Origin of the sequence: Marinobacter sp. (assembly GCF_041687235.1) — a bacterium.
Taxonomy (GTDB): Bacteria; Pseudomonadota; Gammaproteobacteria; order Pseudomonadales; family Oleiphilaceae; genus Marinobacter.
In genome coordinates, this window is record NZ_JAWLCH010000003.1 from 128,381 (window position 1) to 140,925 (window position 12,545).

Here is a 12,545-nt window from a genome sequence, read left to right on the forward strand (position 1 = left end):
CCTAGGGTATAACAAACACATTTCCTGCGGTTGTTCGGTTTCGTACAAAGTACGTTTTCTCTTGTATTCCAGATGCAAAAGGCCGCCTGAAGTTTCCCCCAGGCGGCCTTCTTTATCCCATCCGAAGATTACAGTGCGTAGAACAACATCGGCACAAAGGCCACGAAAAGAAGCGTGGGGCCCATAACGGCCAGAGGCAACAGCAGTCTCTCGTAGCGGTGCCAGAAGGAGCCAGTGCGCTCTGCCGCCAGCACTTCGGTCTCGCCCACCACCTGCCGGGTGAGCAGATGGTTCAGTGCCACCGGCGGACTCAGGTAACCGAGCTCAAACGCCACCAGACAGACGATCCAGAAATGCAGCGGATCGATGCCCAACTGAATGGCGGGCTGGGCAACAGTTGCCGATACCAGAATGACCGCACCGAACGGGTCCATGACCATCCCGATGACCGTGAGCATCACAACGATCACCAGCATGGCAACCCAGGGACTGGTGAGATCCTCGGGGAAGAGTGTATGAACAATGTCGGAGCGCTCGAGGATACCCCCAAGACAAATCGAAAAGCCAATCAGCGCCAGCAGCGCACCGATATGCACGGCAGAGTCACTGGCCGCCGCAGAGCTCCGGTTCCAGAAGGCCTGGGAACGGTTCTGGCCCGCTTCACGGCTGTCGCTGCCGGAATCCAGAGCCACCAGGGCCAGCATAACCAGTGGCAATATCAACGGGGCGCTGTACTCATTGAATTTCAGCCCCAGAACAATCCAGATCGACACGATGACCAGGGCGGCCACAATCACGTAAGGCAGCAATGCCCGACTTTCAGCCAGGGCAGCGCGGAAGGCTCCCGGCGCCGGACGAGGCTTCCAGTTTCCCTGGGTCTTGCAAACGATCAGCGAGAACAGGCTGGCAGACAGGATAAAGACCCAAAAGCCCCAGCCGTACATTTCGGTGGTGGTGACTTCCTTGTTCAGGGCGGCGATCACAACGATCAGCAGACACGGGTTCAGCACAACACCGAGGCTGCCGGACATGGCGGTGGTTGCAAGGGACAGCTGACGGCCGGCGCCGGCACGGCGGAGCTCATCGTAAACAACACCGCCAACCGCCAGGATGAAGATCCCGGACGCACCGGTAAACGCCGTCGGGAAGGCCGTTGCGAATATGATCACCGATGCCAGCATTGGCGCCGGCAGATTGAAGGGCTTGATGAGGTTCAGCAGAAGCTCGGGAATACGGGTCTGTTTCAGCATCATGCCCACCAACACATAGAGACCTATGTTGATGAACATTGACGAGAGATTCGACATCATCCCGAAGTAGATGGCCAAACCAGAAGCATATCCATCCACCAGGAAAAAATAGCTCATGGCGATCAGCCCCATGATGCAATAGAGCGGAATCACCAGGCCGGAGGAAAGAGAGAGCCCGCCCGGCTTAACCCGTCCCGGAACGTTCAGGAACCGGACGGCGTTGATCGCCATGAACAGGCCGAAGACCCCCGCCCAGGCGTATTGCAGACTTATAGTGTCTTCCGATCCTGGCGAGGTGGCCAGCCTCCCCAGGTAGGCATTCAGCGACAGCACCATCAGCCCGTTCACCACAAACTGCACCCCCTGGCTCAGCCGCCATTCGGACCGGTTGCGGGGCAGACGCAAAGCGATGTGGTCGGTATCCAGGGCAGCAATGGCGGCTGCCATGGCAAACATGGCAATAAACAGATACTTGGTCAGTTCGATGTTATCGAGGAGGAAGTGAGCAACCCCCTGTTCTACCGCCTTGAACATCCCCAGAGCTGGCGTGGCGTGCTCAAGATTCTGCTCATAGGCGGCATATCGTTCCTGGCAAAGTTCAAGATTGCTCTCAAGGGACTGACGAATGGCCTCCGGGTTGGGGGGCGAACTGAACAGATCGTCCGGATCCGGCTTGTAGGCCTCCACGCGCCGCGTGACTTCCGAGTCGATATCCATGTCCAATTGACATGATGGCTCCGTAGCATCCGGGTTCAGCAGGTAATAATTTGGCCATGTCTGTTCACCCACCCACAGCAGACGGGAATGCAGAGAGTTTCCCATTCCCAGCAGCAAAGTGAACAACAGCAGAAGCAGAAGAACCGCTCCATACATCCGATGCATCGGGTAGAGAGTTCTTGCAGCCGGGGCGGTGAGTGCTCGCCAGTTCATGATGATCCCGCCCTTTTATTCCTGGTTGCCCGCGGTGCACTCGGCAGAAGACGGGTTGCTTGCGCAACGGATCTTGCTGAGCAGGCCCATCATCTTCGGGTGATACACATCCGGGGCACCATTCAGGCCGTCGCGCATCTCGATCCGGTTCTCCCGGAACATCTCCTGGTAGCCCCGAATGTCTTTTTCAGGAATTCGCACCCATTTCTCGTCGGGGATGGCGGCTTCCTGTCCTTCAATCAGCCCCATGGCCTGCGGAAACATATTCCAGGCGACTTCCCGGGCTTTCTGGGCGGTTTCGTCGTCCAGCACTTCATCCCGCGCGATGATTTGAAGCGTCAGCTGTGCCAGTGGATAGTCCACGATGCCACCGTCATCACCGATGCCCTTGTATAGCTCCAGGGCTTCATAGGCGAAGGCAGGCGCGTAGGCGGTATCGACGGATCCGTTATTGAACTTGCCAGCAAAATTGGTGATATCGGATGGCACGACCGTGGCTTTGACAAAATTCACCATATGGATAGCGTCTTTCTGGTAATCCAACGTTGCCATACGCTTTCCGGCCAGTTCACCAGCTGTGTCGATGCCACGGTCGTTCACGAACAGATAGCCGGCCCCTACCGGAATAATGCCCAGCACCTCGTAACCGTCAGACTTCATCAACGACGCAGCCTTGGGCTGGGCCAGGGTCGCAAGCAGCGTCTTCAGGTTGTCGTAGGTTGGAATGGCTCCCACCGCACTGATACTGCCGGTAAATTTGTTGAACGGTCGAATCCGGATGTCGGTAGCGGCCACCGCATCACACTGGCCTGCATTGAAGTCACCAATGGCGACACCTTCGTCGGTGTAGGGTTTCAGCTTGAAGTCCACACCCTGCCCCTTCATTTCCAGGGCGTAATCCTTGACGAAATTGTAAAAGTCACCATTTGCACCGATAACGTCGAATACACACATCGATACAGTCTGTGCGGATGCAAGGGGGGCGGCAGCAGCCAGGGTCAGGGCGGCAAGGGATTTGCGGATCATTACGACCTCCGGGTCATTCTTGTGTTTGTCGGTTGTTCAGAGGAGTTGGCAACCTGTTTCAGAGCAGGTCATCCAGATTCATGGTCTCAACGTTTTCGGTGCCCCGATCCGGGCTCATCTTCCCGAAGAACGTTTGCGGTGTGCGATGACCGTAGCTGGCGGTCCAGTGCTTGTCCGACGAGAACCGGACAACACCGGCGGCCACTTCGTCCACCAGGCGGTAATCGTCCCAGACATCAACCGTGGCGTTGGCCTCAACGAAACTGGCAATGGCTTCTTCCAGTTTGTCCGGTCGGCCAAATGTTTCCGCGGCCACCGCCTGGAGGGCGTGCGGCACACGGATGCCTTTTTCAACGGCGAGTTCTCTGCTGTGCTCAAGTACCTGCCATGGGTCCGGTGACAGAGCCGGACGCGTATCCGGAAGCAGCAGCCATACGAGGGCACGGATAGCGTTGGGCGTACCGCCCCACTTTTCGTTATCCAGACAGGTTGCAGCACGCTCGGCCTGAGGGGCGATGCTTTTGGGTACCCCGGCCATGGCGCCGGAGTTAGCATCGTTCACAATGGCCTGCATCCCGGTCAGCAGACCGAGCAGGAAGGTAATTTCATCCTGCTCGTTGAACAGGAAAGGGCATTCCAGAGGCTCGGCCGACGGATCGAACTCATAGGCAGCCATGGCGCGCAGGAAGGAGGCATAACGGCGTTTCGCGGTTAGCGCATTCATCCGTTTGGCCACTTCTCTGGCATCCTTTGCTGCTTCTACATTCCCCTCATAATCAGCCCGGAGGTAGGCAAGCTGGGCCTCCCAGGCCTCATACTCCGCACAGTTACCGGCCAGGAGCATCAGCAAGGAACCAGTGCTGTCGGGCGCCTGTGTCACCCGCGAGAATGAGTAGAGCAATGGATCAACGCCCTCACCCAACGCGCAGGCCATCTGGGGATCAGACATCTGAAGCACATAGGGCGTGGCCTCCCCTTCGGAATAATTGGAGAGTACAACACCGGTGGTGGTATAGATGGGATTTGCCGAACACCCTGCGAGTAAGGCTACTGCCGCCAGTGAGAAAGCCTTGAGGCGTGCAGCAAGAAGGCGCTGTCCGAGCCTTGCCAGAGAGGAGATCATATTTCACCCTGCGTCACGTTGTTTTTGTATGCCCGATCTGAATCTCGGTTTTTGTCAACGGCTGCAAGAATGCGGTGAAAACTGTCCTACAAAAATGGCTCGAATGCCGATTTTGTTATGCCGATCGGGCCAATGGCCCGGAAGGAAAGGGAGCTACTGAGTTTTTATTGATTTAAAACAAGGACTTTCGAAGCACCAGCCCGCTAAAGAGCCATCATCGCCATGACCTGATCAGTCAGGCCATCCAGAGTCAGACCTCCCCGCTCCGGCTTGTACCAGGTCACCGTCCAACTCAGCGCACCGGTCAACATCCGGCGAACTACAAACGGATCGGCCTCCATGGCGCCCTCGCGTTTCAGCGATTCCAGAACATCCAGCCAGAGCCTTTCGTAGATGTCGCGAAGCTCCAGCACTTCCACCTGCGACCCTGCAGAGAGGCTTCGCCACTCGAACACAAGCACAGCCATGGCTTCACCGGTCTGGCCATTGATCGACTCAAGCTCGGCCCGGATAAGTCCCCGCAGTTTCTGTCTGTTGGTATCGGCAGCTTCCAGAGCCGCCTGCATGAGCGCCGTGTTCAGTCGGATGGTTTCAACCATGACTGCTTTGAGAATTTCTTCCTTGGTCCGGAAGTGATGGAACAGGCTGCCGGACTGAATACCGACGGCGGCCGCAAGATCACGAACCGTGGTCCGCTCGTAGCCTTTTTCCCGGAACAATCGGGCCGCCTCAGTGAGCAGGCGGCCGCGGGCACCGCCGGGGTCTGACACAAGGTTTTCGGCTATCAGGGACTGAAGGATCTGGTTCTGGCTCACTAAAACTACCCGGTTGGCATATGAGGCCTTTAATTCTACCTTAAACTTGCCTGTTTACAAACCAAGCGCTTGCTTGGTATTGTCAGTTCCATCATGTAACAACACCGCGATCGCCGAAGGCATCGCAACGGAAACCTGAACAGGGCACAGGAACATGGCTGACTCCCCAAAAACCGTTCGCATCGGATGCTCCGCCGCTTTCTGGGGCGACACGGAAACCGCTGCCGCGCAACTGGTTTACCAGGGCGACATTGACTATCTGGTGGCTGATTATCTGGCAGAGATCACCATGTCGATCATGGCTGGTCAGAAAATGAAGGATCCGACCCAGGGATACGCGCGGGATTTCGTCCAGACGGTTATGGCCCCCCTGCTGGGAGACATCAAGGAAAAAGGCATCCGCGTTCTGGCCAACGCCGGCGGCGTGAATCCCGTCGCCTGCCGGGATGCCCTTCAGGCGCTTTGTGAAAAGGTAGGCGTGGACATGAAGATTGCCCTGGTGCTGGGCGACGATCTGCTGATGAAGAAGAAAAAGCTAGCCGATATGGGCATCTCGGAGATGAGTTCCGGCCAGCCAATGCCACCCATGATGGTCAGTCTGAACGCTTACCTGGGTGCGCCTGGCTTGGTGGCGGCGCTGGAACAGGGCGCCGACATTGTGATTACCGGCCGGGTTGCCGACAGCGCTCTGGTGTTGGCACCTCTGGTGCACGAATTCGGGTGGGGCTGGGAAGACTACGACAAACTGGCCCAGGGCAGCCTGGCCGGGCATCTGCTTGAATGCGGCGCCCAGTCCACCGGCGGCAATTTTACCGACTGGGAAGAGGTCGCCGGTGGCTTCGCCAATATGGGCTTCCCGATAGCCGAAGTGAGTGCTGACGGCCGCTTTTTTATCACCAAGCCTGAAGACACCGGGGGCCTGGTCAGCCGCGGCACGGTGGCGGAACAGCTGGTCTATGAAATTGGCGACCCCCGGGCTTACCTTCTGCCGGATGTTACCTGCGATTTCACGGGCGTGGAGTTGGAGGAAACCGGTAAAAACCAGGTTCAGGTTCGTGGCGCGCGGGGACTTCCACCCACGGACAGCTACAAGGTCTCAGGCACCTGGCCGGATGGCTTCAAGTGCACGGTCACATTCCTCCTGGCCGGCATGAATGCCAAGGCCAAGGCGCAGACTGTGGCCCAGGCCATTCTGGCCAAGACCTCACGGATGTTCAGTGATCGCGGCCTGCCCGATTACAGTGAAACCAGCGTTGAGATTCTGGGCACCGAGACCACATACGGCCGCCACGGTCGGGCCGACAACTGCCGTGAAGTGGTGGTCAAGATCAGTACGGCTCACCCCAAGAAAGAGGCCCTGGTGCTGTTTTCCCGGGAAATTGCCCAGGCGGCAACGGGCATGGCGCCGGGAATTACCGGAATTGTTGGCGGCAGGCCGACGGTGTGGCCAAAGATTCGGCTGTATTCGTGCCTGGTGCCGAAAACAGAAGTCGAGGTATCCGTGGATCTGGGTGGCGAGCGGCAGACCGTTGACGTTGAGACCAGCGGCGGCTTCAACGATAGCGATCTCCAGCCCCAATCGTTCACACACGAGACAGGCGCCACGGATACAACCGTGCCGCTGGTGAAACTTGCCTGGGCTAGGAGTGGCGACAAGGGGGACCACACCAACATCGGCGTGATTGCCAGGAAACCGGAGTTTCTGCCGTTTATCGAGACAGCATTGACGGAAGCAGCCGTTGCTGACTGGATGGCCCATACCCTGAATCCGGATACCGGTCGGGTCACCCGCTGGGCCATGCCCGGTTTGCAGGCCATCAATTTCCTGCTGGAGCACAGTCTTGGCGGCGGTGGCGTTGCCAGCCTGCGGATTGATCCCCAGGGGAAGGCATTTGCACAGCAGCTATTGGAGTTTCCTGTGCCTGTTCCTTCAAAGATCATCAACTAATAAACCATGGAGCATGCACTCTGGTTGGTGGCACGCTCCAGGACACGCCGTGAATACGTCCGTGTAGGCTTGATCGCAGCATCCATGCTGCTCACAGTCCTGGAGCGTGCCACCAACCAGAGCGCCCGAACGTTTGGAAAGGTCTTCAACTTATGAGCTATCAATCTGTTTTTCATCCGGACCTTTTTAAAGGCCAGGTGTTTATCGTTACTGGCGGCGGCTCCGGCATCGGCCGGTGCACAGCCCACGAGCTTGCCGCCCTCGGTGCGCGGGTTGCCCTGGTGGGCCGTAAAGTCGAAAAAGTAGAGTCCGTAAAAGCGGAGATCATCGAGGACGGCGGTATTGCGTCGGCTCATGTCTGCGATATCCGGGAAGAGGAATCGGTGAAAGCCACCGTCAAGGCGATTATTGCCGAACATGGCGGCCTGAACGGCCTGGTGAACAACGCCGGCGGGCAGTTTCAGGCGCCGCTGACCGGGATTAATCAGAAGGGCTGGGAGACGGTGGTGCGCACCAATCTGACCGGGGGCTTTCTGATGGCCCGGGAAGCCTACACGCAGGCATTGTCGAAAACCGGGGGCGCCATCGTCAATATCGTGGCCGATATGTGGGGCGGCATGCCCGGCATGGGTCACTCCGGCGCCGCCAGGGCCGGGATGGTGAATTTCACCCAGACAGCCGCGGTTGAATGGGGCGCTTCCGGCGTTCGGGTGAACGCGGTTGCTCCGGGCTGGATTGCTTCCAGTGGCATGGACAATTACCCCGAGCACATGAAGCAATGGATCCGCAGCCTTGGCGACAATGTGCCCATCAAGCGGATGGGTACCGAGTCCGAAGTCAGCTCGGCGATCTGCTTTCTGCTGAGCCCCGGGGCGGCATTTATTAGTGGCGATTGCCTGCGGATCGACGGCGGTGCGTCCCAGGGGGGCCGGGTCTGGCCGTTGCCAAAGGCCAAGAATAACGAGCCCTACAACGGCTTTCACCGGGCCATCACCCCGAAAGTTCTTAGCGACGACTGAGGAGCCGAACATGCAGGTACTTGAATCCACCGTAAGCTCCCAGTCCGAAGACTTTCGCACCAACGCCGAAGCCATGGAAGCCCACATCACGACGTTTCGGGAGGTGGAACAGAAGGTTCTGGACCTGGCGGAAGCCGCCCGGGAAAAGTTCACCAAGCGAGGCAAACTGCTTCCCCGGGACCGCATCAACCGGTTGCTGGACCGTGGCACGCCCTTCCTGGAGCTGTGCTCACTCGCCGGCTACAAGATGCACGATGACAAGGACGGCAGCATGGCCGGCGGCGGGATCATCGCTGGTATCGGTTATGTCAGCGGCATTCGCTGCCTTGTGGTTGCGAGCAACAGCGCCATCAAGGGCGGCACCATTACCCCGGCCGGCCTGGACAAAACGCTGCGGTTGCAACAGATCGCCATGGAAAACAAGCTCCCCGTTGTGTCCATGTCCGAAAGTGGCGGCGCCAACCTGAATTATGCGACCGACATTTTCGTGCTGGGCGCCCGGGGCTTTGCCAACCAGGCCCGCATGTCCGCCGCCGGCATTCCTCAGGTAACCGTGGTCCACGGCAACGCCACGGCAGGCGGTGCCTATCAGCCAGGCCTTTCGGATTATGTGATCGTGGTGCGCGAGCAAGCCAAGATGTTCCTGGCCGGCCCACCACTGCTCAAGGCTGCCACTGGTGAAGTTGCCACCGACGAAGAGCTCGGCGGTGCGGAGATGCATGCCACGGTGGCAGGGACAGCCGAGTACCTGGCCGAAGACGACGCCGACGGCATCCGCCAGGCCAGAAACATCCTCGAAGCCCTGCCCTGGAACGAGCAACTGCCACCCCGGCGCGAACTGCAATGGGAGGAGCCGCTCTACCCGGCCGATGAACTGCTAGGCGTGATTCCGGCAGACTCCAAGAAGCCTTACGATGTTCGCGAAATCCTGGCCCGTATCGCCGACGGTTCGAAGTTCATGGATTTCAAGAACGAGTTCGACGACCAGACCGTCTGCGGCACCATCCGGATCGAGGGCCATTCGGTCGGCATTATCGGCAACAACGGCCCGATCACTCCGGCCGGCTCCGCCAAGGCCGCCCAGTTCATCCAGCTCTGCGACCAGGCCGGAACGCCCCTGCTGTTCCTGCATAACACCACCGGTTTCATGGTGGGAACCCATTCGGAGCAGAACGGCATCATCAAACACGGCTCGAAGATGATCCAGGCGGTGGCCAATTGTCGTGTGCCAAAGGTCGCAATTGTCATCGGCGGTTCCTATGGTGCAGGTAACTACGCCATGTGCGGACGTGGTCTGGACCCAAGGTTTATCTTTGCCTGGCCCAACAGCCGAACCGCAGTTATGGGCCCGGCACAGGCCGGCAAGGTGATGCGCATTGTGGCAGAGGACAAGCAACGCCGCGGAGGCATGGAGCCGGATCCGAAGACACTGGATTTTCTGGAGCAGGCCACAGCGAAGAAACTGGAGGAAGGCTCAACGGCGTTGTTTGGCACGGCCAGATTGTGGGATGACGGGCTGATCGACCCGCGGGATACGCGGCGGGTTCTGGCCCTGGTTCTGGACGTTTGCCGGGAGGCGGAGGCTCGGCAGTTGCGGCCTAATACGTTTGGGGTGGCCCGCTTGTAGCATTTCTGGGTTTGGTGGGGCCCGCCTCTTGGCCTTCGAGCTTTGGGGCTGGAACCGGGGCGGAGGGCTCGGTCGCGCCATCCCTGGCGCTCCACGTTTTTGGGAAGCCCTCCGCCCCGGTTCTGGTCGACCACGAGTTATCGTTTTAAGAGAGAAAACTTTTCCACTGATCAAGAGAACAAACGCGTAGGTCGGATTAGCCAAAGGCGTAATCCGACAAAAATGCCAGGCCACTCCGCCAATCTGTCGGGTTACGCCTTCGGCTAACCCGACCTACAAAAACAACAAAACTGCCAGCAGGCAGCAAACAGTTTGCAAACATAAGCGGCTGTGTGGGATCGGTTTCAGAAAATGTCGGCGGCCATGGATGGCCGACGCCAAGCGCACATGGGTGAGGCAAGCGTTTATGAAGCGAAGCTTCATGCGCAGCCGAACGACAGCAATCTGTGATTGCTGGCCGGACCCCGCAAGGGGTGCTCGTAGCGGTTTTCTGGAAGCGGCCCCACACACCTGCCACCCAAGCTAAAGAACGTGCACCGAAACAAAGAAGGCACGGACTCTCTACCAGCAGGAGAACAAGAACGTGAAATTCACACCCGAACACGAAGCCCTCAGAAAAACCGTCCGCGATTTCGTGGAGAAGGAAATCAATCCCCACTGCGACGAATGGGAGGCCGCCGGGGAATTCCCGATTCATGAGCTGTTCAAAAAGCTCGGCAACCTGGGAATCCTGGGCATCCAGAAGCCGGAAGAATACGGCGGCATGGGGCTCGACTACAGCTACAACCTGGTAGCTGCGGAAGAACTGGGCATGGCCCATTGTGGTGGTGTGCCACTGGCCATCGGGGTTCAGACCGATATGTGTACCCCGGCCATTTCCCGGTTCGGTTCCGATGAACTGAAACGCAGCTTCCTGGCCCCGGCCATTGCCGGTGACATGGTGGGCTGTATCGGCGTCAGCGAGGTTGGTGCGGGTTCGGATGTGGCGGGGATGAAAACCACCGCCAGGAAAGACGGTGACGACTACATCATTAACGGCTCCAAGATGTGGATCACCAACAGCCCCAAATCCGATTTCATCTGCCTGCTGGCCAACACGTCGGACGACAAGCCCCACAAGAACAAATCCCTGATCGTGGTTCCCACCAAAACACCAGGCATTTCTTTCAGCCCGCACCTGAACAAACTGGGCATGCGTTCCTCGGAAACGGCTCAGATCTTCTTTGACGACGTGCGCGTGCCTCAACGTTACCGCATCGGCGCCGAAGGCACCGGTTTCATGATGCAGATGCTGCAGTTCCAGGAGGAGCGTCTCTGGGGTGCGGCCAATGTGATCAAGGCGCTCGAGAACTGCATCACCAAGACCATCGAGTACTGCCGCGAGCGCAAGACCTTCGGCCAGCCGCTGATCGATAACCAGGTGATCCACTTCCGTCTGGCCGAGCTGCAAACCGAAGTCGAAGCTCTGCGCGCCCTCACCTACCAGGCCTGTGAACTACACGTTGAAGGCAAGGATGTGACTCGCCTCGCATCCATGGCCAAGCTCAAGGCCGGGCGTCTGGGGCGTGAGGTGACAGACAGCTGCCTGCAGTACTGGGGCGGTAACGGTTACATGTGGGATAACCCCATTTCCCGGGCACACCGGGATGTCCGGCTGGTGTCCATTGGCGGTGGTGCCGATGAAATCATGCTTGGGATTATCTGCAAGATGATGGGGACTTTGCCGGGCAAGAAGCGCGACTGACATACGGTGCATGGCCGTCAGACCGGTAGTTCTGTCCAGGACACGCCCGCAAGTACGTCCGTGTAGGGCTCGATCGGGCCATCCATGGCCCTCAACGGTCCTGGACAGAACTACCGGCCTGCCGGCCCCGGACTTGGGTTGTCGGATTACGCCTTTGGCTAATCCGACCTACGAATCGACAGGCTCTGAAAGCCTGCTGGCTCCAAACCTGAACAGTGGAGTTATGTATGGATCAGCTACCACATTGCGAAACACTTTTACTGGAGAAACAGGGCCCCACCCTGTTTATCACCATTAACCGCCCGGACGTTCGAAACGCCATGAGCCTGGAGATGGTGGCGGAGCTTTCGGCCGTATTTACGCAGATCGAGAGCGACCTGCACATCCGCGCCGTCGTGATCCGGGGCGCCGGTGGTCATTTCTGTGCCGGTGGCGATATCAAGGACATGGCCGGTGCCCGCGGCCAAAAAGCTGCCGAGGGCGAGGCCGATCCGTTCTACCGCCTGAACCGGGCCTTCGGCCAGATGATCCAACAGGTCAACGAATCTTCGAAAGTCGTTGTCGCGGTCACCGAGGGCGCCGTCATGGGCGGTGGATTCGGCCTGGCCTGCGTTTCCGACGTTGCCATCGCCGGGCCAACGGCGAAATTCGGCATGCCGGAAACCTCTCTCGGCGTCATTCCCGCCCAGATTGCACCGTTCGTGGTTGAACGAATCGGCCTCACACAGGCCCGGCGACTGGCCCTGCTGGGCTTGAGAATCGATGCAAACGAGGCATGCCGTCTTGGCATCGTTCACCAGGCGGCCGCTTCGGATGATGAAGTGGCAGAGATGCTGGCGAATACCTTGGATCGTGTTCGCCTTTGCGCACCGGTTGCCACCGCTGAAACCAAGGCGTTGCTCCATCGAGTCGGGCATGAGCCGATGGGCGGGTTGCTCGACAGCGCGGCTGAGAAATTCGCGGAAGCTATTCGTGGAAGCGAAGGCACGGAGGGCACCATGGCGTTCATGCAAAAGCGGCAGCCCGCCTGGGCAGAATCCAACGACTAAGTTACGGGGGAGCG

The 12,545-nt window shown here is 58.7% G+C and carries 9 protein-coding genes; 5 read left to right on the forward strand and 4 right to left on the reverse strand.

Going from position 1 to position 12,545, the window contains the following annotated elements; all coding sequences use genetic code 11:
• Positions 1–128: 128 nt before the first annotated feature.
• The 4 genes from ACESMK_RS06055 to ACESMK_RS06070 all read right to left on the reverse strand — a co-directional run bounded on the left by ACESMK_RS06055 (position 129) and on the right by ACESMK_RS06070 (position 5,144).
• Positions 129–2,180, reverse strand: a complete 2,052-nt coding sequence (locus ACESMK_RS06055; RefSeq protein ID WP_372996280.1) for a TRAP transporter large permease subunit — start codon at positions 2,178–2,180, stop codon at positions 129–131.
• Between the two features lie 15 nt (positions 2,181–2,195).
• Positions 2,196–3,206: a putative solute-binding protein gene (locus ACESMK_RS06060; protein ID WP_372996282.1), complete on the reverse strand. Its 1,011-nt coding sequence runs from the start codon at positions 3,204–3,206 to the stop codon at positions 2,196–2,198.
• 58 nt (positions 3,207–3,264) lie between these two features.
• Positions 3,265–4,329 (reverse strand): hypothetical protein, encoded by a 1,065-nt coding sequence (locus ACESMK_RS06065; RefSeq protein WP_372996284.1) that lies wholly within the window; start codon positions 4,327–4,329, stop codon positions 3,265–3,267.
• 203 nt (positions 4,330–4,532) lie between these two features.
• On the reverse strand, positions 4,533–5,144 hold the full coding sequence (locus tag ACESMK_RS06070) for a TetR/AcrR family transcriptional regulator (protein ID WP_372996286.1): 612 nt from the start codon (positions 5,142–5,144) through the stop codon (positions 4,533–4,535).
• 154 nt (positions 5,145–5,298) lie between these two features.
• Between ACESMK_RS06070 and ACESMK_RS06075 the strand changes: the two genes are divergently transcribed.
• From ACESMK_RS06075 to ACESMK_RS06095, 5 genes are all read left to right on the forward strand, one after another.
• Positions 5,299–7,092, forward strand: coding sequence for an acyclic terpene utilization AtuA family protein (locus ACESMK_RS06075; RefSeq protein ID WP_372996287.1), 1,794 nt, complete (start codon positions 5,299–5,301; stop codon positions 7,090–7,092).
• 152 nt (positions 7,093–7,244) lie between these two features.
• Positions 7,245–8,111: an SDR family oxidoreductase gene (locus ACESMK_RS06080; protein ID WP_372996289.1), complete on the forward strand. Its 867-nt coding sequence runs from the start codon at positions 7,245–7,247 to the stop codon at positions 8,109–8,111.
• 10 nt (positions 8,112–8,121) lie between these two features.
• Positions 8,122–9,738: an acyl-CoA carboxylase subunit beta gene (locus ACESMK_RS06085; protein WP_372996291.1), complete on the forward strand. Its 1,617-nt coding sequence runs from the start codon at positions 8,122–8,124 to the stop codon at positions 9,736–9,738.
• Positions 9,739–10,321: 583 nt separating this feature from the next.
• Positions 10,322–11,482 carry a citronellyl-CoA dehydrogenase gene (atuD, locus tag ACESMK_RS06090; RefSeq protein ID WP_372996293.1) on the forward strand — a complete coding sequence of 387 codons (1,161 nt, stop codon included), beginning with the start codon at positions 10,322–10,324 and terminating at the stop codon, positions 11,480–11,482.
• 227 nt (positions 11,483–11,709) lie between these two features.
• On the forward strand, positions 11,710–12,531 hold the full coding sequence (locus ACESMK_RS06095; protein ID WP_372996295.1) for an enoyl-CoA hydratase/isomerase family protein: 822 nt from the start codon (positions 11,710–11,712) through the stop codon (positions 12,529–12,531).
• Positions 12,532–12,545 lie beyond the last annotated feature (14 nt).